Annotated in this window: 23 protein-coding genes and 1 tRNA gene; 10 read left to right on the top strand and 14 right to left on the bottom strand. The window is 69.6% G+C overall.

Annotated features, from left to right (window positions below):
- Nucleotides 1–17 precede the first annotated feature (17 nt).
- From NON00_RS03135 to NON00_RS03120, 4 genes are all read left to right on the top strand, one after another.
- Nucleotides 18–818: a polysaccharide biosynthesis/export family protein gene (locus tag NON00_RS03135; RefSeq protein WP_256017588.1), complete on the top strand. Its 801-nt coding sequence runs from the start codon at nucleotides 18–20 to the stop codon at nucleotides 816–818.
- A gap of 82 nt (nucleotides 819–900) precedes the next feature.
- Entirely contained in the window at nucleotides 901–2,397 is a 1,497-nt protein-coding gene (locus NON00_RS03130) for an exopolysaccharide biosynthesis polyprenyl glycosylphosphotransferase (RefSeq protein WP_256017586.1), read from the top strand.
- Complete coding sequence (locus NON00_RS24705; protein WP_305123173.1) at nucleotides 2,397–3,779, top strand: O-antigen ligase; 1,383 nt, start codon at nucleotides 2,397–2,399, stop codon at nucleotides 3,777–3,779. The genes NON00_RS03130 and NON00_RS24705 overlap by 1 nt, the downstream gene beginning before the upstream one ends.
- A gap of 31 nt (nucleotides 3,780–3,810) precedes the next feature.
- The gene (locus tag NON00_RS03120) at nucleotides 3,811–4,473 is read left to right on the top strand and encodes an MBL fold metallo-hydrolase (protein ID WP_256017584.1); all 663 of its coding nucleotides are present in this window, start codon (nucleotides 3,811–3,813) and stop codon (nucleotides 4,471–4,473) included.
- A gap of 155 nt (nucleotides 4,474–4,628) precedes the next feature.
- On the opposite strand, the gene NON00_RS03115 is transcribed toward NON00_RS03120, so the two are convergent.
- From NON00_RS03115 to urtA, 12 genes are all read right to left on the bottom strand, one after another.
- Nucleotides 4,629–5,756: an MBL fold metallo-hydrolase gene (locus tag NON00_RS03115; RefSeq protein ID WP_256017581.1), complete on the bottom strand. Its 1,128-nt coding sequence runs from the start codon at nucleotides 5,754–5,756 to the stop codon at nucleotides 4,629–4,631.
- 99 nt (nucleotides 5,757–5,855) lie between these two features.
- Entirely contained in the window at nucleotides 5,856–6,350 is a 495-nt protein-coding gene (locus NON00_RS03110) for a CreA family protein (protein ID WP_256017579.1), read from the bottom strand.
- Between the two features lie 53 nt (nucleotides 6,351–6,403).
- Nucleotides 6,404–6,631, bottom strand: a complete 228-nt coding sequence (locus NON00_RS03105) for a DUF2934 domain-containing protein (protein ID WP_256017577.1) — start codon at nucleotides 6,629–6,631, stop codon at nucleotides 6,404–6,406.
- Between the two features lie 120 nt (nucleotides 6,632–6,751).
- Nucleotides 6,752–6,955, bottom strand: a complete 204-nt coding sequence (locus tag NON00_RS03100; RefSeq protein ID WP_256017575.1) for a hypothetical protein — start codon at nucleotides 6,953–6,955, stop codon at nucleotides 6,752–6,754.
- Nucleotides 6,956–7,129: 174 nt separating this feature from the next.
- On the bottom strand, nucleotides 7,130–8,179 hold the full coding sequence (locus tag NON00_RS03095; protein ID WP_256017573.1) for an aliphatic amidase: 1,050 nt from the start codon (nucleotides 8,177–8,179) through the stop codon (nucleotides 7,130–7,132).
- Nucleotides 8,180–8,231: 52 nt separating this feature from the next.
- Nucleotides 8,232–8,561: an FmdB family zinc ribbon protein gene (locus NON00_RS03090; protein WP_256017571.1), complete on the bottom strand. Its 330-nt coding sequence runs from the start codon at nucleotides 8,559–8,561 to the stop codon at nucleotides 8,232–8,234.
- Nucleotides 8,562–8,568: 7 nt separating this feature from the next.
- A complete protein-coding gene (gene fmdA, locus NON00_RS03085; protein WP_256017569.1) occupies nucleotides 8,569–9,798 on the bottom strand; it encodes a formamidase in 1,230 nt (409 codons plus the stop codon).
- 86 nt (nucleotides 9,799–9,884) lie between these two features.
- Nucleotides 9,885–10,622, bottom strand: coding sequence for an urea ABC transporter ATP-binding subunit UrtE (urtE, locus tag NON00_RS03080; protein ID WP_256017567.1), 738 nt, complete (start codon nucleotides 10,620–10,622; stop codon nucleotides 9,885–9,887).
- A gap of 2 nt (nucleotides 10,623–10,624) precedes the next feature.
- The gene (gene urtD, locus NON00_RS03075) at nucleotides 10,625–11,383 is read right to left on the bottom strand and encodes an urea ABC transporter ATP-binding protein UrtD (protein WP_256017564.1); all 759 of its coding nucleotides are present in this window, start codon (nucleotides 11,381–11,383) and stop codon (nucleotides 10,625–10,627) included.
- A gap of 40 nt (nucleotides 11,384–11,423) precedes the next feature.
- Nucleotides 11,424–12,551 (bottom strand): urea ABC transporter permease subunit UrtC, encoded by a 1,128-nt coding sequence (gene urtC / locus NON00_RS03070; protein ID WP_256017562.1) that lies wholly within the window; start codon nucleotides 12,549–12,551, stop codon nucleotides 11,424–11,426.
- A 10-nt stretch (nucleotides 12,552–12,561) separates the two neighbouring features.
- Nucleotides 12,562–13,488: an urea ABC transporter permease subunit UrtB gene (urtB, locus tag NON00_RS03065; RefSeq protein ID WP_256017560.1), complete on the bottom strand. Its 927-nt coding sequence runs from the start codon at nucleotides 13,486–13,488 to the stop codon at nucleotides 12,562–12,564.
- A 79-nt stretch (nucleotides 13,489–13,567) separates the two neighbouring features.
- Complete coding sequence (gene urtA / locus NON00_RS03060) at nucleotides 13,568–14,842, bottom strand: urea ABC transporter substrate-binding protein (protein ID WP_370688657.1); 1,275 nt, start codon at nucleotides 14,840–14,842, stop codon at nucleotides 13,568–13,570.
- A 205-nt stretch (nucleotides 14,843–15,047) separates the two neighbouring features.
- Here urtA and NON00_RS03055 point away from each other — a divergent pair, with 205 nt between their 5' ends.
- Nucleotides 15,048–18,419, top strand: a complete 3,372-nt coding sequence (locus NON00_RS03055; RefSeq protein ID WP_256017557.1) for an ATP-binding protein — start codon at nucleotides 15,048–15,050, stop codon at nucleotides 18,417–18,419.
- On the top strand, nucleotides 18,412–19,329 hold the full coding sequence (locus NON00_RS03050; protein WP_256017606.1) for a DNA-binding response regulator: 918 nt from the start codon (nucleotides 18,412–18,414) through the stop codon (nucleotides 19,327–19,329). Before NON00_RS03055 ends, NON00_RS03050 begins: the two co-directional genes overlap by 8 nt.
- 507 nt (nucleotides 19,330–19,836) lie before the next feature.
- Here NON00_RS03050 and NON00_RS03045 read toward each other — a convergent pair.
- Together NON00_RS03045 and NON00_RS03040 are read right to left on the bottom strand one after the other, a co-directional pair.
- Nucleotides 19,837–19,913: transfer RNA gene (locus NON00_RS03045), tRNA-Arg, on the bottom strand.
- 74 nt (nucleotides 19,914–19,987) lie between these two features.
- Nucleotides 19,988–21,346: an amidase gene (locus NON00_RS03040; RefSeq protein WP_256017555.1), complete on the bottom strand. Its 1,359-nt coding sequence runs from the start codon at nucleotides 21,344–21,346 to the stop codon at nucleotides 19,988–19,990.
- 251 nt (nucleotides 21,347–21,597) lie between these two features.
- Here NON00_RS03040 and NON00_RS03035 point away from each other — a divergent pair, with 251 nt between their 5' ends.
- The 4 genes from NON00_RS03035 to NON00_RS03020 all read left to right on the top strand — a co-directional run bounded on the left by NON00_RS03035 (nucleotide 21,598) and on the right by NON00_RS03020 (nucleotide 25,493).
- Complete coding sequence (locus NON00_RS03035; RefSeq protein ID WP_256017553.1) at nucleotides 21,598–22,593, top strand: TRAP transporter substrate-binding protein; 996 nt, start codon at nucleotides 21,598–21,600, stop codon at nucleotides 22,591–22,593.
- Between the two features lie 2 nt (nucleotides 22,594–22,595).
- Complete coding sequence (locus NON00_RS03030) at nucleotides 22,596–23,162, top strand: TRAP transporter small permease (RefSeq protein ID WP_256017551.1); 567 nt, start codon at nucleotides 22,596–22,598, stop codon at nucleotides 23,160–23,162.
- Nucleotides 23,163–23,175: 13 nt separating this feature from the next.
- Nucleotides 23,176–24,456, top strand: a complete 1,281-nt coding sequence (locus NON00_RS03025) for a TRAP transporter large permease (RefSeq protein WP_256017549.1) — start codon at nucleotides 23,176–23,178, stop codon at nucleotides 24,454–24,456.
- A 194-nt stretch (nucleotides 24,457–24,650) separates the two neighbouring features.
- Nucleotides 24,651–25,493, top strand: a complete 843-nt coding sequence (locus NON00_RS03020) for an NAD(P)-dependent oxidoreductase (protein WP_256017546.1) — start codon at nucleotides 24,651–24,653, stop codon at nucleotides 25,491–25,493.
- The last annotated feature ends 1 nt before the right edge of the window (nucleotide 25,494 follow it).

Below are 25,494 nucleotides of genomic sequence, written 5' to 3'. Positions count from 1 at the left end.
CTGCCGGGCTTCTTTCGGTGCCGCCGTCTGCCGGACCGCTGCCTGCCGGGCCGCCGCCTGCCGGGCCGCCGCCTGCCGGGCCGGGGCTGTCGCGCCGCCGCTGCGCCGGGTCCCTGGGCCTTGGGCTGCTGGCGCTCAGCCTGCTCGCCGGCTGCACCGGCCAGACGCTCGACCCGGTGGAGCAGAACCCCGCCGGCTTCGCGCCCTGGAGCGAGGCCACGCCGGAATACCGCATCAGCACCGGCGACCGGCTGCGCGTGCAGTTCCTGCTGACGCCGGAGATGAACGAGACGGTGCTGGTGCCGCCGGATGGCCAGGTGGCGCTGCGCGCCGCCGGGCGCGTGCCCGTCTCCGGCATGACCCTGGCGGAGGCGGAGGCGGCGGTGGCCGGTGCGTCGCGCCGCATCCTGCTCCACCCCGTCGTCACCCTGGGGCTGGAGGAGGCGGGCGGCTCCAGCGTGCTGGTGGGCGGCGCGGTGCGCAACCCGGGGGCCTATGCGCTGCCCGGCCGCCGCGGCGTGATGGAGGCGGTGCTGCAGGCCGGCGGCTTCGACGACACGGCGCGCATGGGCCAGGTGGTGCTGATCCGCCGTGGCCCGGGTGAGCGGCCGATGCTGCGCGCCATCGACCTGCGCGGCTTCCTCCAGGGCGCGGCCAATGACGTGCCGCTCTTCCCCGGCGACATCGTCTATGTGCCGCGCAGCCGCATCGGCGAGGTCAATCTGTGGATCGACCAGTTCGTCAACCGCCTCGTGCCCTTCAACCGCTCCTTCAGCTACGCGATCAACCGCAACGGCACGGCCACGGGGGGCTTCTGATGCCGCCCCGCCCGCTGCCCCGCCTGTCATCCCGCCCGCTGCCCCGCCCGCTGCCTGCCCGCCCCTCCGGAGATCCCGCCGCGTGACGTCCCCGCCTGCTTCCGCCCCCCCCTCCGCCGCCGCCCCGGCCGCGGAAGGGCTGGTCCGGCGCCTGTCCGTGGTGCGCTGGACGCACGGGCTGATCAACCGCATCGCCAAGGCGGTGGACCTGCTGATGCTGGCCCTGCCGCCGCTGCTGCTCGGGCTGCTCGGCGCCGGCGCGGCCACGCCGCTCACCTGGCAGCAGGTGCTGGTCGTCGCCGGGGCCGAGCTCTGGGCCTATCTCTCGACCATGAAGCGCATCTCCGCCTACCGGGTGGAGCATTATGCCGGCTTCTTCGGCCAGATCGGCCATGTGCTGGCCGGGCTGGCCATCGCCTGGGGCGTGGGGCTGGTGGCGCTCCAGGCCTGCGTCCCCGGCCTGCCCTTCACCCAGCCCTGGTTCGTCGAGGGGCATGGGCTGCAATTCCTCGCCGTCGTGGCGGGGCGGCAGGGCACGCGGCTGCTGGTCTATGTGGTGGAGCGGCGCCGGCTGCTCTGCCGCCGCGTCGTCGTCGTCGGCGCCAACCCCACCGCCGCGCGCGTCCTGGCCGAGATGGCGGCGCGGCCGGAGGCCTTCGCCGTCGATGCCCTCTTCGCCGATGACAGCGACGCCGCCGCCGGCCCGCTGCCCCAGGCGGTGGGCGGCCTGCCCGTCTCCGGCGGGCTGGAGGAACTCGCCGCCTACGCGCAGGACCACACCATCGACCTGATCGTCCTCGCCCTGCCCTGGAGCCGCGCGCCGGAGATCTTCCGCCTGATGCACCAGGTGGAGTGGATCGCCGCCGATGTCGTCATCCCCTTCGACCCGGAGGGGGTGCCGCCCAATTATGCGCGCATCGCCCCGCTCGGCGCGATGAGCGCGCTGCAGGTGATGGTCCGCCCCTTCAAGGGCACGCAGGGCGTGGTCAAGGTGATCGAGGATTACCTGGTGGCCAGCCTCGCCCTGCTGCTGGTCAGCCCGATCATGCTGGTCGCCGCCATCGCCATCCGGCTCGACAGCCCGGGGCCGATCCTGTTCCGGCAGTGGCGCCCCGGCCTCGGCCAGAAGCCCTTCGCCATCTACAAGTTCCGCACCATGCTGGTGGACCCGGAGGATGATGGCTCGGTGGGCACGCAGAGCCGCGACGACCCGCGCATCACCCGCGTCGGCGGCATCCTGCGCCGCCTCTCGATCGACGAGCTGCCGCAGCTCTTCAATGTGCTGCGCGGGGAGATGTCGATCGTCGGCCCGCGCCCCTATGTGGCGAACATGCTGGTGGGGGAGGAGCGCTTCTCCGAGATGGTGCGGCAATACGCCGCGCGGCACCGCATCAAGCCGGGGCTGACCGGCTGGGCCCAGGCCAACGGGATGCGCAGCTATGCCCTGCGCTCGCCCGAGAATGCCCGCAAATCCATCGAGATGGACCTCTACTACATCACCCACTGGTCGCTCTGGCTGGATATCCGCATCATGGTGCGCACCGTGATGGTGGGGCTGGCCGGGCGGAACGTCTTCTGATGCCGGCCGCGCGCGCCGCCGGCGTGGCGCGGCCCATGCCCTTCCCGCCGCCCGCCGCCGCGGCGGGGGCGCCGCACCGCCCCTGGCTGGCCTGGCTGCAGGCCGCGCTGGTGGTGGTGGCGGTGCTCTCCTACAGCAGCGCCCGGCTGCAGATCGGCACGCCGGACGCCGATGAGCTGAATGCCTCCGACCCGCTCGGCGCCGTGCTGCCGCTGCTGCTGCTGCTGGGCTGCGCGGTCTCGGCGCTGCTGCACTGGCGGCGCGTGCTGGCGCTGCTGCCGCGCCTCTGGCCCTTCCTGCCGTTGATGCTGCTGGTGCTGGCCTCCGCCCTGTGGTCGGAGGCGCCGGCGGCCTCGCTGCGCCGCGCGGTCAGCCTGGGCGTGCTGATGGTCTTCGTGCTCTCCACCCTGGCCGGGCCGGGGCTGGAGCGCTTCATGGCGCTGGTGGTCGGCACCAGCCTGGCGCTGATCCTGGCCAGCCTGGCCGAGGCCGCGCTGCGCCCCGCCCTCGGCTTCGACACGGGCGAATACGCCAATGCCATCCGCGGCGTCTTCCGCCAGAAGAACGTCTTCGGCATGGCGCTGCTCTGCTGCGCCCTGGCGCTCTCCGCCCTGGTGATGGAGCGCGGCCGGCTGCGCTGGCGGGATGGCGCGCTGCTGCTGCTGCTGCTGGCCATGCTGGTGCTGGCGCGCTCCACCACCTCGCTGCTGCTGACGCTGCTGGTGGCGGGGGCGACGGTGGCCTTCCTCTGGCTCGACCGTGGCGGCGCCTGGATGGCGGCGGTGCTGCTGGCCGCCACGGTGGGCGCCATGGCCGGGCTGCTGGTCTTCGCCGCCCTCGGCGTCGAGGGGCTGTTCGAGCTGCTGGGCAAGGATTCCTCGCTCACCGGCCGCACCTTCATCTGGGCCGGCGTCTGGGCGGCGATCGAGCGCAAGCCGCTGCTCGGCCATGGCTATGCCGCCTTCTGGCTGCCGGATTCGCCCCAGGTCCAGGCCATCCGCGACATCGTCCAGTGGAACGTGCCCTCGGCCCATAGCGGCTATCTGGAAGTGCTGGTGCAACTCGGCTGGGTGGGCGGCGTGCTGCTGGCGATGATGGCGCTGGGCACGCTGGCCCTGGCGCTGCGGGCGCTGTGGCATGGGCCGCGCCGGCGCGGCCTGTGGCTGCTGATGCTGCTGCTGGTGATCGGCATCTTCAACCAGAGCGAATCCGCCCTGCTGAACCCGGACCTGCCGATGGCCTACTGGCTGATGATGCTGCTGGCGGTGCAGGAGCGCAGCCCCCGCGCCGTGCCGGTGCCGGCGTGGCGCCGCGCCGGCTACAGCGCCCGCCACCCCGGCGGGGCGCCGGGCGCCCCGCCCCCCCTCCCGCCGCGCCGTTGACCCCCGCCGCCCGGCATGGCAGGCAGAGGCCATGCCCCAGCTCCAGGCCGCCCAGATCCCGGTCACGCCCTTTCAGCAGAACTGCGCCCTGATCTGGGACGCGGAGAGCGGGCGCGGCAGCGTCATCGACCCCGGCGGCGATGTGCCGCGCATCCTGGCCGCGCTCGACCGCGCCGGCTTCCAGGTGGAGCAGATCCTGCTCACCCACGGCCATCTCGACCATGCCGGCGGCGCCGCCGCGCTGAAGCGGGCGCTGGAGGCGCGCCAGGGTGGGGCCGTCCCCATCCTCGGCCCCGACCGGCGCGATGCCTTCCTGCTCGAGGATATCGCCGGGCAGGCCGCGCGTTTCGGCATCACCGGGCTGGAGAACGCCACCCCCGACCGCTGGCTGGCCGAGGGCGAGACGGTGGCCATCGCCGGGCAGGATTTCGCCGTGCTGCATTGCCCCGGCCATACGCCGGGCCATCTGGCCTATGTCTCCACCGCGCTCGGCGTCGCGCTGGTGGGGGATGTGCTGTTCCGGGGCTCGGTCGGCCGCACCGATTTCCCCTATGGCGACTCCGCCGCGCTGATCGCCTCCATCCAGGCGAAGCTGCTGCCGCTCGGCGATGAGATCCAGTTCCTCTGCGGCCATGGCCCCGGCTCGACCTTCGGGGCGGAGCGCCGCGCCAACCCCTTCCTCCAGGGGCCTTGAGGGGGCTTTGCCCCCTCGCCCCCAGCAGGGGACAGGGTCCCCTGCACCTGCCATCAGTTTATAGATTCTAACAAATGGGTTTCCAAAGGCCTCAGGCCTTTGGTGGGGAGAGTTTGAGAGGGGCGAAGCCCCTCTCAACAGCAGGCGCCGCCTTCTCAGGCGGGGCGGGACCACACCTGGCCCGGCCGCGCGGCGAGGAAGCGCTCCGGCTCCACCCCGCTGGCGGCGAGGGCGGCGGCGAGATCGGCCAGCGGGCGGCCCACCGCCTCGTCGGTCAGCTTGAAGGTGCCCCAGTGGTAGCCAAGCGCCTGCCGCGCGCCGAGCAGCCGGAAGCCCTGCACCGCATCCGCCGGGTTCATGTGCTGGTCGGCCATGAACCAGCGCGGCTCATAGGCGCCGATCGGCAGCAGGGCCAGTTCCAGCGCCCCGTGCCGCGCGGCGACGCGCCGGAAGGGCCGGCCCTCGTCGAAGCCGGTATCCCCGGCGAAGAAAACGCCCCCGCCCAGCCCCCGCAGCACGAAGCCGCACCACAGTGCGCGGTTGCGGTCCCACACCCCGCGCGCCGTCCAGTGGTGGACCTGTTCGAGCACCACCTCCACCCCGGGGGCGAGGGGCACCACCGCGCCCCAGTCGGCGGTGGTGGCCACCATCTCCGGCTCATGCGCGCGCAGCGTCGCCTCCTGGCCCAGCGGCGCGATGATGCGCGGCCGGTCGCGCCGCCAGAGGCGGGCCAGGGTCTCCACATCCAGATGGTCGTAATGCCCGTGGGAGAGCAGCACGGCATCGATGCGCGGCAGGTCGTCGAAGGCGATGCCCGGCGGGTTGGCCCGCCGCGGGCCGATGAAGGAGAAGGGGCTGGCGCGCTCGGACCAGACCGGGTCCGTCAGGATGTTCAGCCCCGCGCCCTGGATCAGGAAGCTGGCATGCCCGGCGAAGCTGACGCGCAGCGCCGCCCCCTCCACCCGCGCGGGCGGCCGGTCGGGCGGGAAGGGGCTGGGCCAGGCCTCGGGCCAGGGCTCGTCCCCACCGCCGAGCTTCCAGCGCGCCAGATCCAGCAGGCCGCGCGGCGCGGCGCCGCCGGGGTTGAAGAAGCGCCCGCCATCGAAGTGGTCGCTGGCGGGGAAGTCCCCGCTGCCGGAGGCCAGCGCGGCGCGGCCATTGGGGCGGCCATTGGCGCAGCCGCCGATCCAGGGCAGCGCCGCCAGCAGCGGCAGCAGGGCCAGGCGGCGCCGGGGCAGGCGGCCCCGGAGGAAGGGCGGGGTGCGGCGGGTCGGGTCGGTCACGCGGGGGGCTCCAGGGGCGGCGGCGCGGCCGGAGCCTCGCCGGCCTTCCCATGTGGCGCAATCGCTCCGGGCGGAAAGCCCCTATCGTGAAAAACCCCCTTATCGCGGCGCGGCTTCGACCGGCACGGCGGTGACGCTGTTGAAGGGCGAGCCATCCACCACCTTCGTGCTGGTCACCAGATAGACCAGCACGTTCTTCTCGCGGTCGTGGATGCGCGTCACCGTCAGCGACTTGAACAGCGCCGAGGTGGATTGCCGGAAGACGGATTCCGTCTGCGGCAGGTTGGCCGGCAGGGCGACCGGCCCGGTGGCGCGGCAGGCGATGCTGAAGCGCGAGGGATCCTCCGCCAGCCCGACCCAGCCCGAGAGCCCGCCCGTATCGGCGCGCGAGACGTAGCAGGAGACATTGGCGACGCGCGGATCGTCATAGCGCTCCACCACCACCTTGTCGTTGGGGCCGACGAGGCGGAAGGTCGTGCTGACCTCGCCCACGCGGGTCTGCGCCGCCGCCGGCATGGCGAGCCAGGGGAGGGCGGCCAGGGGCGCGAGCAGCAGGGCGAGCGGCAGCAGGGCGCGGGGTCGGCGAGGGGGCATGGGCATTCTCCGGCGCCATTCTCCGCCACCCGTGCGGGTGCGCAAGGGGCGGGTCAGTGTGGGGCCATCTTGTGGGGGGCCATTTTGCGGGGGGCGGCCTTGCGTGGGGCCGCCTTGCGGGGGGCGGGCTCTGGCGCCTCCCGCGCGCCGGCGGCCGCGATCTCGGCGCGGGCGCGGTGCCAATGGGCTTCCTCCTGGCCTTCGGGGCGGCCCTCCGCCTCCCACAGGGCATAGGCGCGCTGGCGGATGCGGTCCTCGATCTGGCGCTCTGCGTCGGTCATGCTTTTCCCTCCTGTGGCCGGGGGCGTTGTGGCGCCGCCCCGCGGGCACAATGGCGGGAAGGCCCGCGGGTTTACGCAACCCAGGGCCGGCCTGCTTCACGCTTGCGTCGGGCCCGCCCCTCAGAGGTAGCGGCCGCGCTCCATGATCTCGAGCGTATAGGCGCGGTAGCTCATGCCCAGCTCCTCCGCCCGTTCCAGCCGGCGCAGGGCGATCTCGCGCGGCGGCGTCTTCCAGGCCTTGCGGTGCGCGCGGCGCCAGTTCCAGGCGTTCCAGGAGAGGTCAGGTTCCGGGTCCAGCGGCGGGCCGCCATTATGGCCGATCATCGGGGCGCTTCCTGGGCAAGGGGATCCGGAAGAGAATGTTCTTTTTTGGAAAAAAGAACCAAAAAACTTTTTAAAATTTTTCCAGGAGGCGTCCCGCTTTTGGCCTGAGGCGGGACGCCAGACTGGAAAAGTCTTTTTGTTTCTTTTTCTTCAGAAAAAGAAATCTTTGAAAAATCAAACTTTTTCCGCGGTGTTCAGCATCGCCTCGTTCGGCAGCCCGTCGATCGGGCATTCCTGCGTGCCGATGGTCGGGCGTGTCAGGGCCTCGACGGCATCGCGCGTGCCCTCGGGGTCGGTGATCCAGCGGCGGTAGAAATCATAGGGGCAGGCGGCGACGCCGCGCGGGCCGTCGCCGGAGTGGATGACGCCGGTATAGCCGCGGTGCAGCAGCTTGAAGAGATGGTTCTCCGACTGCATCGTCCGCCGCGCGTCGCGGATGAGCGTGGTGGAAAGCTGGGCGTACTGGATGCCCATTTCCTCCGTGCCGCATTCGCCGAGGGTGCGGCCATCGAAGCCGATGATGGCCGAGTGGCCGAAATAGGAATAGACCCCGTCGAAGCCCGTGGCGTTGGCGACGGCGACATAGGCATTGTTCGCCCAGGCCATCGCCTTGGCCATCAGGATCTGCTGTTCCTTGGCCGGGTACATGTAGCCCTGGCAGCGGATGATGAGTTCCGCCCCCTTCATCGCGCAGTCGCGCCAGATCTCGGGGTAATTGCCGTCGTCGCAGATGATCAGGCTGACCTTCAGCCCCTTCGGCCCCGCCGAGACATAGGTGCAGTCACCGGGGTACCAGCCCTCGATGGGCACCCAGGGCATGATCTTACGGTATTTCTGTACGATCTCGCCCTGGTCGTTCATCAGGATCAGGGTGTTGTAGGGCGCCTTGCGCGGGTGGTCCTCGTGCCGCTCGCCGGTGAGGGAGAAGACGCCCCAGACCTTCGCGGCGCGGCAGGCGGCGGCGAAGATCTCCGTCTCCTCCCCCGGCACCTGGGAGGCGGTCTCGAACATCTCCTCCCGGTCGTACATGATGCCGTGGGTGGAGTATTCGGGGAAGATGACGAGGTCCATGCCGGGCAGGCCGGCCTTCATGCCGACCACCATCTCGCCGATGCGGCGGGCATTGGCCAGCACCTCGGCGCGGCTGTGCAGGCGGGGCATCCTGTAGTTCACGACGGCGACGCCGACCGTGTCCTGACTGCTGCTGATATCACCGTGAATCATGCGGGCCTCCTGCGGTGGGGGCGGCGCGGCCCGGGCGGGGCCGCGCCGGGCGTCAGTGGCTGATCATCCAGGGGCGGCGGCCGGGGAAGGACTTCGCCTCCGCCGCCGTGGCCGCGGCCTTGCGCGGGAAGGGCGAGGGGCCGCAGCAGGCGCAGCCCGGCGCGTGCCCGGCCGAGCGGCGCGGCGCATGGGCGCTGCGCTCGTTGGTGGCGTGGGCGCGCCGGGCGCCGGCCTCCATCACCGCCAGGCGCGGGCCGGTGAGGAAGGCGCGCGGTGCCGCCGCGCCGCAGCCGGGGCAGGCGCAGGCCTCGCGGCTGGCCGCCATCGGGCGGAAGGCGGTGAAGGGGCCGCAGGCGCCGCAGGCATAGTCATAGACCGGCATGGCGCCCTCACAGATCCGGCGAGAGCGGCATGTCCACCGAGCCGTCGAGGAACTTCGTCGGCCCTGCCGCGCTCGGGTTGATGTCGAAGTCGAAGATTCCGGTGGGAATCCACAGCGTGGCGCAGGCATTGGGGATATCGACCACGCCCGAGACATGCCCCTGCACCGGCGCGGTGCCGAGGATGGAATAGGCCTGCGCGCCGGAATAGCCGAACTTCTTCAGATACTCGATGGCGTTGAGGCAGGCCTGGCGATAGGCGACGTTGACATCGAGATAGTGCTGCGCGCCGCTTTCATCGACGGAGATGCCCTCGAAGATCAGGTAGTCGTCATAGCGCGGCGTGATCGGGCTCGGCTTGAAGACGGGGTTGCGGATGCCGTATTTCGCCATGCCGCCCTTGATGAGGCTGACCTTCAGGTGCAGCCAGCCGGCCATCTCGATGGCGCCGCAGAAGGTGATCTCGCCATCGCCCTGGCTGAAATGCAGGTCGCCCATGGAAAGACCTGCGCCCGGCACATAGACCGGGAAATAGATGCGCGAGCCGCGCGAGAGATCCTTGATGTCGCAGTTGCCGCCATGCTCGCGCGGCGGCACGGTGCGGGCGCCCTCGGCGGCGGCCCTGTCGCGCGCCTCGCCCGAGAGGCGGCCCATATGCGCCGTGGCGGCGAAGGGCGGGTTGGCCAGCGGCGGCACGCGCGTGGGGTTGGTGGCGATGAAGCCCGTCTCGCGCGTGTTCCATGTCTCCAGCAGCTTCGGATCGGGCAGGCAGCCGATCAGGCCGGGGTGGATCAGGCCGGGGAAGCGCACGCCCGGCACGTGGCGGGACCTGGTGAACATCCCCTCGAAATCCCAGATGGATTTCTGCGCCAGCGGGAAATGGTCGGTCAGGAAGCCGCCGCCATTCTTCTTCGAGAAGAAGCCGTTGAAGCCCCACTGGCTGTCCGGCTTCGCGCCGATGTCGAGCAGGTCGACCACCAGCAGGTCGCCCGGCTCCGCGCCCTCGACGCCGACGGGGCCGGAGAGGAAATGCACGATCGACAGATCGATGTCGCGCACGTCATCGGCGGAGTCGTTGTTCTTGATGAAGCCGCCGGTCCAGTCATAGGTCTCGATGATGAAGTCATCGCCCGGCCTGACCATGGCGACCATCGGGATGTCCGGGTGCCACCGGTTGTGGACCATGTCGTTGTCATAGGCGGACTGGGTGAGGTCGACCTTGATCAGCGTCTCAGGCATGGATCTGTTCTCTCCGTGGTTTCTGCCGCGCCCGGCGCGCCCCGCCGGCCTGGCCGGGGGCGCCGGGCAGACTGGCCGCCTTCCCGTCAGACCGACAGGAAGGCGGAGACCTTCGCCTCATCGACATCGGCGCGCGCCGCCTCGTGCACGATGCTGCCATTCTCGATGACCAGCACACGGTCGGCGACGTCGAGGGCGAAGCTGAGTACCTGTTCCGACACGATGATGGACAGGCCGCGCTCGCCGCGTATTTTTTTCAGGGTGCGGGCCATCTCGCGGATGATGGAGGGCTGGATGCCCTCGGTCGGCTCGTCGAGCAGCAGCACCTTCGGGTTGGAGGCGAGGGCGCGGGCAATGGCCAGCTGCTGCTGCTGCCCGCCCGAGAGGTTGCCGCCGCGCCGCCGGCGCATCTCCAGCAGGACGGGGAAAAGGGCGTAGATGGAATCCGGCACGCGCCGCGCGCCGGAGACGGTCAGCCCCGTTTCGATATTCTCCTGCACCGTCATGGTGGAGAAGATCATCCGCCCCTGCGGCACATAGGCGATGCCGGCGGCGACGCGGCGGTGGCTGGGCAGGGCGGTGACATCCTGCCCGGCGACGCGGATGCGCCCGGCGCGCGCGGGCACGATGCCCATCAGGCTTTTCATCAGCGTGGTCTTGCCCATGCCGTTGCGGCCCATGATGGCGACGATCTCGCCGGGCGCGACGTTGAGCGTGATGCCGTGCAGGACCTCGCTCTGCCCATAGGCCACGTGCAGGTCGGTGAGGGAGAGCGCGGCCTGGCCATGGGCGGCGGGGGGCGCGCGGTCGAGAAGCTCCTGCATGGTCAATGCCCCAGATAGACTTCGACGACCTTGGGGTCGTTCTTCACATGCTCCATCGAGCCTTCCGAGAGCACCTTGCCCTGGTGCAGCACGGTGACGCGGTGGGCGATGTCCTCGACGAACTTCATGTCGTGCTCGATGACGAGGACGGAGCGGTTGCGGATGATGCGGTTGAGCAGCTCGGCCGTCTTCTTCCGCTCGCTGACGCTCATGCCGGCCACGGGTTCGTCCAGCATCAGGAGTTCCGGGTCCTGGATCAGCAGCATGCCGATTTCCAGCCATTGCTTCTGGCCGTGGCTGAGGAACTCGGCGCGGGCCTGGAGATGCTCCTTGAGGAAGATCATCTCGGCCACTTCATGGATGCGGTCGCGCACTTCGGCATCACGGCGGAAGCGCAGCGCGCCCCAGACGCTGCGCCCGCGCGGGAAGGAGATCTCGAGATTCTCGAACACCGTCAGGTCGTCATAGATGGACGGGTTCTGGAATTTCCGCCCGACGCCGGCGAGGACGATGTCGCTCTCGCTCATGCGCGTCAGCTCGCGGCCACGGAAGCGGATGGAGCCGGCGGTGGCGCGGGTGCGGCCGCAGATCAGGTCCAGCACCGTCGTCTTGCCGGCGCCGTTGGGGCCGATGATGACGCGGATCTCGTTGGGGTCGACGTAGAAATTGACGCCGTTGACGGCCTTGAAGCCATCGAAGGAGACGGTGAGATCCTCGACGCTCAGCAGGAAATCCTGCGCGGGTGTGGGGGTGGCGTTCATCGCGGCGCGCTCCCGTGGGAGGGGAAGGGAAGGGCGGGCATCACTTCGTCACCATGCCCGGGCGCACGGGGGCGGGCTTGCCGCCGCGTGCCAGCATGCGCCCGGCCCAGGGCAGCAGGCGGTTGCGCACCAGGCCCGCCAGCCCGTCCGGGAAGGCCAGGACGACGGCGATGAACAGCGCGCCGAGGCCGAAGAGCCAGAGTTCCGGGAAGCTCTCGGAGAAGGCGGTCTTCGCGCCATTGACCAGCAGCGTGCCGTAGACGGCACCGAAGAGCGAGGTGCGGCCGCCGACGGCGGCGTAGATCACCATCTCGATCGAGGGCGTGATGCCGACGAAGGAAGGTGACATGAAGCCGACCTGCAGCGTGAACATGGCGCCGCCGATGGCGGAGAAGCCCGCCGCCAGGCAGAAGGCGAAGATCTTGAAGCTGGCGACGGCATAGCCGGAGAAGCGGACGCGGTCCTCCTTGTCGCGCATGGCGACGAGGATGCGGCCGAGCTTGGAGCGCCGCACGGACTGCGCCACCAGGATGCAGCCGATCAGCAGTGCGGCATTGACGAAGTAGAGCAGCAGCTTCGCGCCATCGGTGCGGATATCCCAGCCCGCCAGGGTGCGCAGGTCGGTGATGCCGTTGATGCCGCCGGTATAGCCCTGCTGCCCGACGATCAGGATGGTCATGATGGCGGCGATGGCCTGGGTGATGATGGCGAAGTAGACGCCGCTGACGCGCCGCTTGAACATCGCCGCCCCCACCAGCAGCGCGAAGGCCACCGGCACCGCCACCACCAGCAGCAGCGTCAGCGCCAGGCTGTGGAAGGGCTGCCAGAACCAGGGCAGCGCGGTGATCTGGTTCCAGTCCATGAAATCCGGGATTCCTGGCGTGGACTGGATCTTCGTGTTCTCGACGGTCGAGGCCTCGAGCTTGAGGAACATCGCCATGCAGTAGCCGCCGAGGCCGAAGAACAGGCCCTGGCCAAGGCTGAGGATGCCGCCATAGCCCCAGCAGATCACCAGCCCCAGCGCGACGAAGGCATAGGTGAGGTACTTGCCGACGAGGTTGAGGCGGAAGGTGTCGAGCCCGAGCGGGAAGGCCACCAGCAGCAGCGCCGCGAGCAGCGCGAGGCTCAGCCAGTCGAGGCGCGTCAGGAAGGGATTGTCGTTCTGCATCATCCGTTCCTCAGCGGCGGATCTTGAGGGTGAAGAGGCCCTGCGGCCGCAGCATCAGGATGCCGACCACGCCGAGCAGCGTGATGACCGAGGCCATCGAGCCCGAGGTGAAGAACTCCAGCGTCGACTGCGTCTGGGAAATGGTGAAGGCCGATGCGATGGTGCCGAGCAGGCTCTGCGCGCCGCCGAAGACGACGATCAGAAAGGTGTTGACGATATAGAGCTGGCCCGAGGTCGGCCCGGTGGAACCGATCATGGTGAAGGCCGAGCCGGCGATTCCGGCGATGCCGCAGCCGATGCCGAAGGTGAGCCGGTCGACCCGCCCGGTATCGATGCCGACGGCGCCGGCCATGACGCGGTTCTGCACCACCGCCCGCACCTGCTGCCCCCAGCGTGAGCGGAACATCATCAGCCCGACGGCGATGGTGATCAGCACCGTCAGCGCCATGATGAAAAGCCCGTTGATCTGGATTTCGATCGTCTCTGTCGCCTGCAGCGATCCGATCATCCAGCCAGGAAGATCGACACCCACCTCGCGCGCGCCGAAGCTGGAGCGGTAGGCCTGCTGCAGGATCAGGCTGAGGCCCCAGGTTGCCAGCAGCGTATCCAGCGGCCGCCGGTAGAGATGGCGGATCAGCAGCCATTCCACCGCCATGCCGAGCGCGCCCGCGGCGAGGAAGGCCAGCACCATGGCGACGAAGAAATAGGCGTCGAACAGGCCGGGAAGATGGTTCTGGAAGAAGGTCGCCGTCAGGTAGGTGACATAGGCGCCGAGGATCATGAACTCCCCATGCGCCATGTTGATGACGCCCATCTGGCCGAAGATGATGGCCAGGCCAAGCGCCATCAGCACGAAGACCGAGAAGAGGATGAGCCCAGCGAAGCCCTGCATCACGAAGATGGAGCCGAGGTCGCTGAGCGAATAGTCGCCGAACATGGGGCCTCTCCGCCGTTGCAGGGTTGCCGTGCGGGGCGGGCCCGCGGCCCGCCCCCGGCGCGGTGCGCCGCGCCGTCGCTTACTGGTAGCCCTTGGGGAAGGGGTCCGGCTCCATCAGCTCCGCCGTTTCGTAGATGACGTCGAACTGCCCGTCGGTGCGGGCACGGCCGACGCGCGTCTTCGACCACAGGTGATGGTTCGGGTGGATGCGGACATAGCCTTCCGGCGCGCCCTTGAACTCGATTCCGGCGGAGGCGGCGGCGATCTTGTCCACGTCGAAGGATTCCGCTTTCTCCGCCGTCAGCTTCCACAGCCAGGGGCCGAGATAGGCAGCCTGCGTCACATCGCCGATCACCGTCTTCGGGCCCCACATCCGGTGGAAGGCCTCGACGAAGCGGGTATTGTTCTCGTTCTGCAGGGACTGGAAGTACTTCATGCAGGCGAAGGCGCCGGCGATATTCTCGCCGCCGATGCCGTCGATCTCGTCCTCGGTGACGGAGATCGTCATCAGCGCCTGCCTGGAGAGATCGACGCCCGCCGCCTTCAGCTGCTTGTAGAAAGCGACGTTGGAGCCGCCGACGACATCGGCGAAAATCACGTCCGGCTTGCTCAGCTTGATCTTGTTGATCACCGAGTTGAACTGCGTGTGGCCGAGAGGGAAGTATTCCTCACCCACCACGCGGCCCTTCAGCACGGCCTCGATGTGCTTGCGGGCGATCTTGTTGGAGGTGCGCGGCCAGATATAGTCCGAGCCGATCAGGAAGAACGACTTGCTGCCGCGCTCCTTGTTGATCCAGTTGAGGCCGGCGAGGATCTGCTGCGTCGCCTCCTGCCCTGTGTAGATGACGTTCTTCGACTGCTCCAGGCCCTCGTAGAAGGTCGGGTAGTAGAGCATGCCGTTATACTGCTCGAAGACCGGCAGCACCGCCTTGCGCGAGGCCGAGGTCCAGCAGCCGAAGACGGCGGCGCATTTGTCGTTGACCAGCAGCTTCTTCGCCTTTTCCGCGAAGGTCGGCCAGTCGGAGCCGCCATCCTCCTGGATCACCTTGATGCGGCGGCCGAGCACGCCGCCCATGGCGTTGATCTGCTCGATCGCCAGCTTCTCCGCCTGGATCGAGCCGGTCTCGGAAATCGCCATGGTGCCGGTGACGGAATGCAGGATGCCCACTGTCACCTCGCTGTCGGTGATGGCGAGGCCCGTGGTGTTCACCGCGGCCGTGGCCGGGCCGGCGGCGGCGGCCAGGCGGGGTGCCGCCGCCATCGCCGGCAGCGCCGCCATGCCCATCAGCAGCCGCCGCCGCAGCGACGAGTCCGGCCCTTCCGCCCGCGGGCGGCTGTCCTTCTCTCCTGACATCTCGGGATGCCCCTTGCTTCCTGTGGTGGCTGTGCGGGGCTGACGCTAAGGGCCGTTTTGTGCTGCCAGGAATAAGGAGAAATGCGTATAAGGGCGGCGGCGCGGCTGTTGCATCCTGCCGCCGCATCCTGCGGGGATGCGACGCCGCGCCCCATGAAAGCCAGTCACCGGGCGTCTTGTCCTCGCGGAGCGGATGCGCGGAGTGATGGTGGCCAATCGTCCCAGAATCATGCCGATCCGGCGGGCTTACAACCGCTGGGTCGCCAACCAGATGCTCGAGGATTTCGCGCTGCGCTTCACGGCGAAGCAGGCCCGGCGCTGGTCCGGCGCGCGCGTCGCGCAGACCGCGCTCGGCGCCACCTCCTTCCTCGCGCTGGAGGCGATCGGCGGCACGCTGGTGCTGAGCTGCGGCTTCACCAACACCGCCCTCGCCGTGCTCGCCGCCGGGCTGCTGATCTTCCTCACCGGCCTGCCCATCGGCTACTACGCCGCGCGCTTCGGGGTGGATATCGACCTGCTCACGCGCGGCGCGGGCTTCGGCTATATCGGCTCCACCCTCACCTCGCTGGTCTACGCCACTTTCACCTTCATCTTCCTCGCCATCGAATCGGCGATCATGGCGCTGGCGCTGGAACTCTGGCTCGGCCTGCCGCTGGCCTGGGGCTATCTCGTCAGCAGCCTCGCCATTGTTCCTCTGGTGGTCTACGGAATCACGCTGATCAGCCGCTTCCAGCTCTGGTCGCAGCCGGTCTGGCTGGTGCTCAACCTGCTGCCGCTCGGTTTCATCGCCGCCTCGGGCACGCAGCCCTGGCATGACTGGGTGGGGTATCCCGGCGCGCGGCTGCCGGAGGGCGGGTTCGACATCACGCTCTTCGCCGGCGCCACCGGCGTCGTCATCGCCCTCATCGCGCAGATCGGCGAGCAGGTCGATTTCCTGCGCTTCATGCCCGAGCCGCGCGCCGGGGAGAAAGCCGCGCGCCGCCGCTGGTGGGCCTGCGTGCTGGCGGCCGGGCCGGGCTGGATCATCGCCGGCGCGCTGAAAATCCTGCTGGGCTCCTTCCTCGCCGTGCTCGCGGTGGGGCAGGGGGTGCCGGCGGCGCTGGCGGGCGAGCCCACCCGCATGTATGCCGCCGCCTTCGCCCATGTCCTGCCGCAGCCGCACCTGGCCATCGCGCTCACCGGGCTGTTCGTGGTGCTCTGCCAGATCAAGATCAACGTCACCAACGCCTATGCCGGCTCCATCGCCTGGTCCAATTTCTTCTCGCGCCTGACGCACAGCCATCCCGGCCGGGTGGTCTGGCTGGTGTTCAACGTCGTCATCGCGCTGCTGCTGATGGAGCTCGGCATCTACAAGATGCTGGAAGGCACGCTCAGCCTCTATGCCATCATCGCCGTGGCCTGGATCGGCGCTGTGGCGGCGGATCTCGCCATCAACAAGCCGCTCGGCCTCAGCCCGCCGGGCATCGAGTTCCGCCGCGCCCATCTCTACGACATCAATCCGGTGGGCGTGGGCGCCATGGCCTTCGCCATCCTGCTCGGCCTCGCCGCCTATGCCGGGCTGCTCGGGCCGCTGGCGCGCGCCGCGGCGCCGCTCGTCTCGCTCTTCGCCGCGCTGGCGGCGGCGCCGGCCATCGCCGCGCTGACGCGCGGCCGCTATTACCGCGCGCGCAAGCCGCGCGCCGGCTGGGCCATGCGCGGCACCATCACCTGCACCGTCTGCGACAATGGCTTCGAGGCGGAGGACATGGCCTTCTGCCCGGCCTATGGCGGGCCGATCTGCTCGCTCTGCTGCTCCCTCGACGCGCGGTGCCATGATGCCTGCAAGCCGCAGGCGCGCCTCTCCGCCCAGGTGAACCGCGCGCTGGAATGGACGCTGCCCGCGCCGCTCGCCGCCTGGCTGACCTCGCGCGTCGGCCGCTACCTCGCCGTCATGCTGCTGCTGGGGCTGATCTTCAGCCTCGTCCTGGCGCTGATGGACCGGCAGGTGGCCGCCCTGCCGCCCGACCAGCACGCGCCGGTGACGCAGGCGCTCGTCACCATCTTCCTCGTGCTGATGATCATCCTCGGCGTTGTCGTCTGGCTGTTCCTGCTGGGGCAGGAGAGCCGGCGCGTGGCGCTTGAGGAAACCGCGCGGCAGGCCGCCCTCTACCGCCAGGAAATCGCCGCCCACCGCAAGACCGATGCCGAGCTCCAGCGCGCCAAGGAAGCCGCCGAGGCCGCCAACAACGCCAAGAGCCGCTATGTCGTCGGCCTCAGCCACGAACTGCGCACGCCGCTCAACGCCGTGCTCGGCTACGCCCAGCTGCTGGAGGCGGACCCCTCCATCCCCGGCGCGCGGCAGGGCGGCATCCGCGCCATCCGCCGCAGCGCGGAGCATCTCTCGGGCCTGATCGACGGGCTGCTCGACATCTCCCGCATGGAGGCGGGGCGGCTGGAATTGCAGCGCAACGAGATCCGCCTCGGCGAGTTCCTCGACCAGATCGTCGACATGTTCCGCCTCCAGGCGCAGTCCAGCGGCCTCGAATTCCGCTTCTCCCGCCCCGAGCGAATCCCGGAGGTGGTGGCGGCGGATGAGAAGCGGCTGCGGCAGATCCTCATCAACCTGCTGTCCAACGCCATCAAGTTCACCGCCGCCGGGCATGTCTCGCTCGATCTCAGCTTCCGCAGCCACATCGCGGAATTCGTCGTCAGCGACAGCGGCCGAGGCATTCCGCCGGAAGAACTGCCGCGCATCTTCGAGCCCTTCTACCGTGGCCAGCAGCCGGGGGCGGATACGGTGCCGGGCACGGGGCTCGGCCTGACCATCGTGCAGCTCCTGGCCAGCGTCATGGGCGGCGAGGTCAGCGCCACCAGCCGGCCCGGGGAGGGCAGCAGCTTCCGCCTGCGCCTGCTGCTTTCTCCGGTGGAGGCGCCGGCGCGCACCGCCGCCAAGGCGCGGCCCGGCGGCTATCGCGGCCCGCGCCGCAGCATCCTCGTGGTGGACGACAATCCCGACCACCGCGAGCTGATGCGCGAGATCCTGCTGCCGCTCGGCTTCATTCTCTTCACCGCGCCGGATGGGCCCACCGCCCTGGCGCTGGCGGCGCAGCAGCGGCCGGATCTCTTCCTGCTCGACATCGCCATGCCGGGGATGAATGGCTGGGAACTGGCCGAGGCGCTGCGCGCCGCCGGGCACGACCAGGCGCGCATCGCCATGCTCTCGGCCAATGTGCACGAGATCCTGCCGCTGCGCGGCGGGATCCGTCCGCCGCATGATGACATCATCTCCAAGCCCATCGACATCGACCTGTTCCTGGGGCGGCTGCAGGTGCTGCTCGGGCTGGACTGGGCGGAGCCGGCGCCCCCGCCGGCCGAACCGGCGAACGGGCTGATCGTGCCGCCCCGCGCGGACCATTTGGGCGAGCTGCTGGCCCTCGGGCGCATCGGTTACGTGCGCGGCATCGAGGCCAAGCTTGCCGAGATCGAGGCAGAGGAACCCCTCCATGCTCCCTTCGTGCAGGAGATCCGTGGCCTTTTGCGGGTCTACGACATGCGGCGATACCTGGCCTTCCTGGAGCGGCTCCGTGGCGATGGCTGACGCGGCGGAGCCCCGTGGCGAGGCCGGGCGGCGCGACATCGTGCTGGTGGTCGATGACTCGCCCGATACGCTCGGCTTCCTCACCGAGGCGCTGGAGCGCGGCGGCGCCACCGTGCTGGTCGCCGTGGCGGGGGATCTCGCCATCTCCCTCGTCGGCCACATCACGCCCGACATCATCCTGATGGATGCGGTGATGCCGGGCCTCGACGGTTTCGAGACCTGCCGGCGGCTGAAGGCGCTGCCCGGCCTCGCCCATGTGCCGGTGATCTTCATGACCGGCCTCAGCGAGACCGAGCATATCGTGCGCGGGCTGGAGGCGGGCGGGGTGGACTATGTCACCAAGCCGATCCGCACGGATGAGCTGCTGGCGCGCATCCGCGTCCATGTCGCCAATGCGCGGGCGGCACAGAGCGTGCGGCTGGCGCTGGACACGGCGGGGCGCTTCCTCTTCGCCGTCGGGCCGGAAGGCGGGGTGCGCTGGTACACGCCCCAGGCGGCGCGGCTGCTGGGGCCGATGGCGGAGGGCGGCGCGCCCCTGCCGCCGGCCATGCAGGCCTGGCTGCGCGCCGGCCAGGGCAGCGCCTTCCACCTGGAGGTGGAGGGCCGCTCCCTTCAGGTCAGCCTCGTCGGGCGGGTGGGAGGGGTCGAATGGCTGCTGCGCCTGACGCAGAACACCATGGACGAGCAGATCCACCGCCTGCGCGAGCGGCTGAAGCTGACAGCGCGGGAGGCCGAGGTCCTGCTCTGGGTGTTCCGCGGCAAGTCCAGCCGTGACATCGCGGACATCCTCTCCCTCAGCCCGCGCACCGTGACCAAGCACCTGGAGCAGATCTACGCCAAGCTCGGCGTGGAGAACCGGACCTCCGCCTCCCTGCTGGTGACGCAGCATCTGCAGGATCTGCTGGCCTGACGGCTGGAAGAAAGCGTTCTTTTTGGAAAAAAGAACCAAAAACTTTTTTCAGGTGGCGTTCCGCTTCAGGCCTGAGGCGGGACGCCAGGCTGAAAACAGATGAAGCGCGGGGGCTGCTGCCCGACCGGCCCCGCCGCCATGCCCAGATGAGTAAGAGGTTGCTTATGGATTGCGAAGGTTTCACTGCCAGTTCCGTCGCAATGGCGCATAGTCGACCCCATCAATAGCCTGTCCGGCTGACACGCCAGCGCAAAGTTGGCTCGTGAAGTTGGCTCCGGGCATGCGACAGAATATTGCGAAGATTATTCTAAATTTATTGAGAGTAAATCTTCGCAATTAAAAATGATTGAGGTGCCCCATGAGTGCGAAGAAGCTGTCCCGCATGATGACCCTGGGTTCCGTCCTGCAAGGGCTGATGGCCCTGCCCTGGACGGCGGCGCTGTTCGGACCCCTGCTCTGATCCGGCGCGAGGCGCGGCGGCAGGGTCATGCGGCGAGGCGGGAAGGGTGGCGGACCCGATACGATTCGAACGTACGACCTTTGCCTTCGGAGGGCAACGCTCTATCCAGCTGAGCTACGGGTCCTCGCCAGGGACTTCTTTAGCCGGATGTGGCCGGCATGGGAAGCCCCGGATCGCCTTCTCCCTCGTCCTTCTGCCTCAGGCTGAGGCCAGCGTCGCCTCCACCGCCGTTGCCACGCCGAGCAGGGCGGCATCCCCGTCATGCGCGCCGGTCAGCATCAGCCCGACCGGCGCCTCGCCGGGGGCGTGGCAGGGCAGGCTGATGCTGCAGCGGTCGAGGAAGTTGAAGGCCGCCGTGTTGCGCAGCAGCAGCAGGTTGATGCGGTTATACGCCTCCTCCTCCGCCACGGCGGCGAGGGGGGGCGGGGTCAGCGCCGTGGTCGGGCAGAGCACGGCGTCATAAGGCGCGGTGCGCGGCGCGGCGGCGGCGATGATGCGCGCGCGCTCCTGTTGCAGCGCCTGGTAATCGGCCGCGCTCATCGCCGCGCCGCGCTGGATGCGGGCCAGGATGCGCGGGTCATACCCCGCCCCGGCCCGCGCGATCAGCGCGCGGTGCCAGGCATAGGACTCGGCGGCGGCGAAGCCGCCCGTGGCATTGGCGCGCGGGATCTCCGCCAGTTCCGGCAGGGCGAAGCGTTCGATGAAGGCGCCCGCCCGCTCCAGCCGTGCCACGGCGCGGGTGAAGGCGTCCGCCACGGCGGGCTCCAGCCCCTCGAACAGGTAGCTCTCCTCGGGGATGCCGAAGCGCAGCCCGGCCACCGGGCGCGGCGCGGGCGGCGCCGCCTCCTCCGCCCCGCTCATCAGCCCGTGCAGCACGGCGCAGCAGCCCGCGCTGTTGGCGATGGGCCCGATGCTGTCCAGGCTGGCCGAGAGCGGCAGGGTGCCGGTGAGGGGCACGCGCTTCGCCGTGGGCTTGTAGCCGACGATGCCACACAGCGCGGCGGGGATGCGGCAGGAGCCGCCAGTGTCCGAGCCCAGCCCGGCCAGGCCCATGCCATCGGCCACCGCCACGGCGGCGCCGGAGGAGGAGCCGCCCGGCAGCCGCCCCGTGGCGCGGTCCCAGGGCGAGAGCGGGGTGCCGTAATGCGGGTTCACGCCCAGGCCGCTGAAGGCGAATTCCACCATGTTGGTGCGGCCGAGCACGACGAAGCCGGCACGCTCCAGCCGCGCCACGGCGGGGGCGGTGCGGGGGGCGGGCGGCGCATCGGCCAGGATGGCGGAGCCGCCGCGCGTGGTGGCGCCGCGCTGGTCGAAGAGATCCTTCACCGAGATGGGGATGCCCGCCCAGGGGGAGGGGGCGCGGCCGGCGGCGCGCAGCGCGTCCATCGCCCCGGCGGCGGCGAGGGCCTGCTCCGCCTGGACGGCAATGAAGGCGCGGGCGCCCTCGCCGGCGGGGTCGGCGATGCGGGCGAGGGCCGCCTCGGCCAGGGCCCGCGCGGTGGTGCGGCCGGCGGCGAGGTCGGCGGCGGCGGCGGCGAGGGTGCGGGGCTCGGTCATGCGGGGTCCTCAGGGCGGGCGAAAGGCGGCGCATGCTGCGGCGCGGCCCCGCTCCGGGCAAGGGGGCGGGGAGAGGGAGGCAGGGGAGGGGCGCCGGCCATGCGGCGGATGATTGACAGGGGCGGGCAAGCGTTTCATGATCCGCACAAAATAAGCACGCCTCGCGTTGTATGATGACAAGACGTCATACGCCGTGAGGAAAAACCCAGGCCGCAGCCCGCCCGGGAGCGGCGGCCAACAGGAGACGTCTGATGACCCCCATGCTTTCGCGGCGCCGCGCGCTGCTGGCCGCCTCTGCCTTTGCCGCGCCGGCGCTGATCGGCTTCAAGGCCAGTGCGCAGGCCATCAATCTGCGCTCCGCCGATATCCACCCTGATGGCTACCCGACCGTCGAGGGCGTGAAGATCATGGCGAAGCTGGCGCAGGAGCGTTCCAACGGCCGGATCAACATCCAGGTCTTCCACTCCCGCCAGCTGGGCGAGGAGAAGGACACGCTGGAGCAGACCCGCTTTGGTGTCATCGACCTCAACCGCACCAACTTCGCGGGGCTGAACAACCTGGTGCCGGAGACGGTGATCCCCGGCCTGCCCTTCCTGTTCCGCGACGAGAAGCACATGCACACCGTGATGGACGGCGCCATTGGCCAGGAGATCCTGGCGGGGGCCGAGAAGCACGGGCTGGTCGGGCTCTGCTGCTACGACAGCGGCGCGCGCAGCATGTATAACCGCATCCGCCCGATCAACGAGCTGGCGGATATGAAGGGCATGAAGATCCGTGTGCAGCAGTCGGATCTCTGGCTGGCGATGATGCGCGCCCTGGGCGCCAACCCGACGCCGCTGCCCACGGGCGAGGTCTATTCCGCGCTGCAGACGGGCGTCATCGACGGGGCGGAGAACAACTACCCCACCTACCAGTCCCAGCGGCATTTCGAGGTGTCGAAGTTCTACTCCGTCACCGAGCATTCGATGTCGCCCGAGATCCTGGTGATGTCGAAGCGCAGCTACGACAAGCTGCCCAAGGACATGCAGACCATCCTGCGCGATGCGGCGCGCGACAGCGTGCCGGAGATGCGCAAGCTCTGGGTCGCCCGCAGCGAGGCCGCGCGCAAGGATGTCATTGCCAGCGGCTCGCTGATCAACACGGTGGACAAATCCTCCTTCGAGCGGGCGATGGCGCCGGTCTATGACCAGTTCGTGCGCGATGCGCGGCTGAAGGCGATGGTGCAGCGCATCCGGGAGACCGCCTGACCATGGCGGGCTCCTGGGAGGCCCGCCAGCGGGGAGGCCGGGGGGCGCTGGCGCGCGCCCTCGGCCAGGCGCTGGACCGTTGCTGCACCATCTGCCTCGGTATCGCCGGCCTTTCCCTGGTGCTGATGACCGGGGTCGTTTCCTGGAGTGTCTTCGGCCGCTTCGTGCTGAACGACACGCCCGCCTGGGCCGATGCCACGGCGCTGCTGCTGCTGGGCTGGGTCATCCTGGGGGCCGCCGCCGCCGGCGTGCGCGAGGGCTTCCACATGGGCTTCGACACGCTGAAGGTTCTGTTGCCCGCGCCGCTCGCGCGCATCTGCGACATTCTCTCGGATGCGGTGGTGACGCTGTTCGGTGCCGGCATGGCCTGGTTCGGCGCCGATCTCGCGCTCGGCGTGTGGGATGCCACGCTGCCGGCCCTGGGCGTGCCGGGGGCGGTGGAATACCTGCCCCTGGTGCTGGGCGGGCTGATGATCACCCTGTTCGGCGCCGAGCGCCTCGCCGCCCATGCCACCGGCCAGGAGGCACCGGCCGAGGCCATGGTCACCCCGCTGGTCAGCGACGCCTGAGGACGCCCCACCGATGGAAATCACCATCCTGCTCGGCAGCTTCACGCTGCTGCTGCTGATCGGCACGCCGGTCGCCTTCGCGCTTGGCGCCGCCTCGCTCGCCACCGTCCTCTACATGGACCTGCCGGCGATCGTCGTGTTCCAGCAGCTTTCCTCGGGCATGAACGTCTTCTCCATGCTCGCCATTCCCTTTTTCGTCTTCGCCGGCGACCTGATGATGCGCGGGCAGATCGCCGACCGGCTGGTGGCCTTCGCCGCCGCGCTGGTCGGGCATATGCGCGGCGGGCTCGGCCAGGTGAATGTGGTGGCGGCCACGCTGTTCGGCGGCGTCTCCGGCTCGGCCGTGGCCGATGCCTCGGCCATTGGCGGCGTGATGATCCCGCAGATGCGCGCGCGTGGCTATGCGCCGGACTACTCGGTCAACGTCACCGCCAATGCGGCGCTGATCGACCTGCTGATCCCGCCCAGCCACAACATGATCCTCTACGTCATCGCCGCCGGTGGCGCGATCAGCGTGGCCGATCTCTTCACCGCCGGCATCGTGCCGGGCATGCTGCTGATGGCGGTGCTGATGTTCACCGCCTGGGCGGTGGCCGTGAAGCGCGGTTACCCGCGCGAGACCTTCCCCGGCTGGTGGGCGCTGGCGCGGCTCTCGGTCGGCGCCTTCCCCGGCCTGATGCTGATCGTGCTGATCTTCGCCGGTGTGCGCAGCGGCATCTTCACCGCGACCGAGAGCGCCGTGGTCGCCGTGCTCTATGCCCTGCTGGTGACGGTGCTGGTCTACCGCAGCCTGGACTGGAACGGCTTCGTCCATGCCGTGATGGGCGGCGCGCGCACCACCGGCATGGTCATGCTGATCATCGGCTGTGCCAGCGCCTTCGGCTGGCTGATGGCGCTGCTCCAGGTGCCGGCGATGACGGTCGCTATGATGCAGGGCATCACCGACAATCCGCTGATGATGCTGCTGCTCATCAACATCATCCTGCTGATCCTCGGCACTTTCATGGATATGGCGCCGCTGATCATGATCGGCACGCCGATCTTCCTGCCGCTGGCGCTGAAATTCGGCATGGACCCGGTGCAGTTCGGAGTGGTGCTGATCCTCAACCTCGGCATCGGCCTGATCACCCCGCCGGTTGGCCCTGTGCTCTTCGTCGCCTGCGCGGTGGGCAAGGTCTCGATGTGGGAGGCGACCAAGACGAGCCTGCCCTTCTACACCGCCGCCTTCGCCGTCCTGATGGTGGTCACCTATATCCCGGCGGTCTCGCTCTGGCTCCCCGCCCTGTTCCACTGACCCTCGCGGCGTTCCACCCTTTCCCCTGGCGCGGAACGCCGCCCTGAAAAAGTTTTTTGGTTCTTTTTTCCAAAAAAGAACATTCTCTCTCTCCTTCCCCTCGCGGAAGGCGTGGCGCCCTGGCCAGGGGCGCCGTTTTGTTGGAGCCTCGGCGCGTCGTGGCCCGAGCCCGAATCGTCAGGAGTCTGTTCTGCATGAGTGCCCCGAAGACCGTCCTCATCACCGGCGCCTCCGGCAATCTCGGCCGCATGCTGGCGCGCGAGCTTTCGGCCCGCGGCTACCGCCTGCGGCTGACCGACATCAAGGCCTTCCCGGAGGACCTGCCGGCCGGCGCCAAGTTCATCACCGCCGAGTTGGGCGATGAGGCGGACATGCTGCGCATCGCCGATGACTGCTTCGCCATCCTCCATCTCGGTGGCGTCTCGGTGGACCGGCCCTTCGAGGAGGTGCTGGACCCCAATATCCGCGGCCTCTACCACATCTACGAGGCGGCGCGGCGGGCCGGGGCGCGGGTGCTCTTCGCCAGTTCCAACCACGCCATCGGCTTCCACAGCCGCCCCGGCGAGGGCGAGCCGAAGCTGGATGCCCCCGGCTCCTTCCGCCCTGACAGCTTCTATGGCCTCTCCAAGGCCTATGGCGAGCTGATGGGCCGGCTCTACTGGGACAAGCACGGGGTGGAGAACCTCAACCTCCGCATCGGCAGCTGCTTCCCCGAGCCGGTGGATGCGCGGATGCTCTCCACCTGGCTCTCCTTCGACGACCTCGCCCGCCTGGCCGCCGCCTTCCTGGAGGCGCCGCGCATCGGCCATGCCGTCGTCTGGGGCGCCAGCAACAACCCGGCCAGCTTCTGGGGCGTGGACCACCGCGACCGCATCGGCTGGCAGCCGCAGGACACGGCCGAGGCGTTCCGCGACAAGGTGGGGCAGATCTTCTCCGGCAACCCGGTGGCGGAGCGCTACCAGGGCGGCAGCTATTGCGCCAATGACTACAGCCGGAAGGGCTTCAGCCCGCGCGACGCCTTCTCGCTGGAGGACTGAG

Source organism: Roseomonas sp. GC11 (assembly GCF_024437745.1).
Lineage (GTDB): Bacteria > Pseudomonadota > Alphaproteobacteria > Acetobacterales > Acetobacteraceae > Pseudoroseomonas.
Note: the sequence above shows the minus strand (reverse complement) of the source record. Positions and strands in the feature narration are given on the sequence as shown.

What these genes read in the sequence shown, in the direction of transcription:
- NON00_RS24705 (WP_305123173.1), top strand. Translation starts at nt 2,397, where the DNA reads ATGCCGGCCGCGCGCGCCGCCGGCGTGGCGCGGCCCATGCCCTTCCCG.
- NON00_RS03120 (WP_256017584.1), top strand. Translation starts at nt 3,811, where the DNA reads ATGCCCCAGCTCCAGGCCGCCCAGATCCCGGTCACGCCCTTTCAGCAG.
- NON00_RS03110 (WP_256017579.1), bottom strand. Translation starts at nt 6,350, where the DNA reads ATGCCCCCTCGCCGACCCCGCGCCCTGCTGCCGCTCGCCCTGCTGCTC.
- NON00_RS03105 (WP_256017577.1), bottom strand. Translation starts at nt 6,631, where the DNA reads ATGACCGACGCAGAGCGCCAGATCGAGGACCGCATCCGCCAGCGCGCC.
- NON00_RS03100 (WP_256017575.1), bottom strand. Translation starts at nt 6,955, where the DNA reads ATGATCGGCCATAATGGCGGCCCGCCGCTGGACCCGGAACCTGACCTC.
- NON00_RS03095 (WP_256017573.1), bottom strand. Translation starts at nt 8,179, where the DNA reads ATGATTCACGGTGATATCAGCAGCAGTCAGGACACGGTCGGCGTCGCC.
- NON00_RS03090 (WP_256017571.1), bottom strand. Translation starts at nt 8,561, where the DNA reads ATGCCGGTCTATGACTATGCCTGCGGCGCCTGCGGCCCCTTCACCGCC.
- fmdA (WP_256017569.1), bottom strand. Translation starts at nt 9,798, where the DNA reads ATGCCTGAGACGCTGATCAAGGTCGACCTCACCCAGTCCGCCTATGAC.
- urtE (WP_256017567.1), bottom strand. Translation starts at nt 10,622, where the DNA reads ATGCAGGAGCTTCTCGACCGCGCGCCCCCCGCCGCCCATGGCCAGGCC.
- urtD (WP_256017564.1), bottom strand. Translation starts at nt 11,383, where the DNA reads ATGAACGCCACCCCCACACCCGCGCAGGATTTCCTGCTGAGCGTCGAG.
- urtC (WP_256017562.1), bottom strand. Translation starts at nt 12,551, where the DNA reads ATGCAGAACGACAATCCCTTCCTGACGCGCCTCGACTGGCTGAGCCTC.
- urtB (WP_256017560.1), bottom strand. Translation starts at nt 13,488, where the DNA reads ATGTTCGGCGACTATTCGCTCAGCGACCTCGGCTCCATCTTCGTGATG.
- urtA (WP_370688657.1), bottom strand. Translation starts at nt 14,842, where the DNA reads ATGTCAGGAGAGAAGGACAGCCGCCCGCGGGCGGAAGGGCCGGACTCG.
- NON00_RS03055 (WP_256017557.1), top strand. Translation starts at nt 15,048, where the DNA reads ATGGTGGCCAATCGTCCCAGAATCATGCCGATCCGGCGGGCTTACAAC.
- NON00_RS03050 (WP_256017606.1), top strand. Translation starts at nt 18,412, where the DNA reads ATGGCTGACGCGGCGGAGCCCCGTGGCGAGGCCGGGCGGCGCGACATC.
- NON00_RS03040 (WP_256017555.1), bottom strand. Translation starts at nt 21,346, where the DNA reads ATGACCGAGCCCCGCACCCTCGCCGCCGCCGCCGCCGACCTCGCCGCC.
- NON00_RS03035 (WP_256017553.1), top strand. Translation starts at nt 21,598, where the DNA reads ATGACCCCCATGCTTTCGCGGCGCCGCGCGCTGCTGGCCGCCTCTGCC.
- NON00_RS03030 (WP_256017551.1), top strand. Translation starts at nt 22,596, where the DNA reads ATGGCGGGCTCCTGGGAGGCCCGCCAGCGGGGAGGCCGGGGGGCGCTG.
- NON00_RS03025 (WP_256017549.1), top strand. Translation starts at nt 23,176, where the DNA reads ATGGAAATCACCATCCTGCTCGGCAGCTTCACGCTGCTGCTGCTGATC.
- NON00_RS03020 (WP_256017546.1), top strand. Translation starts at nt 24,651, where the DNA reads ATGAGTGCCCCGAAGACCGTCCTCATCACCGGCGCCTCCGGCAATCTC.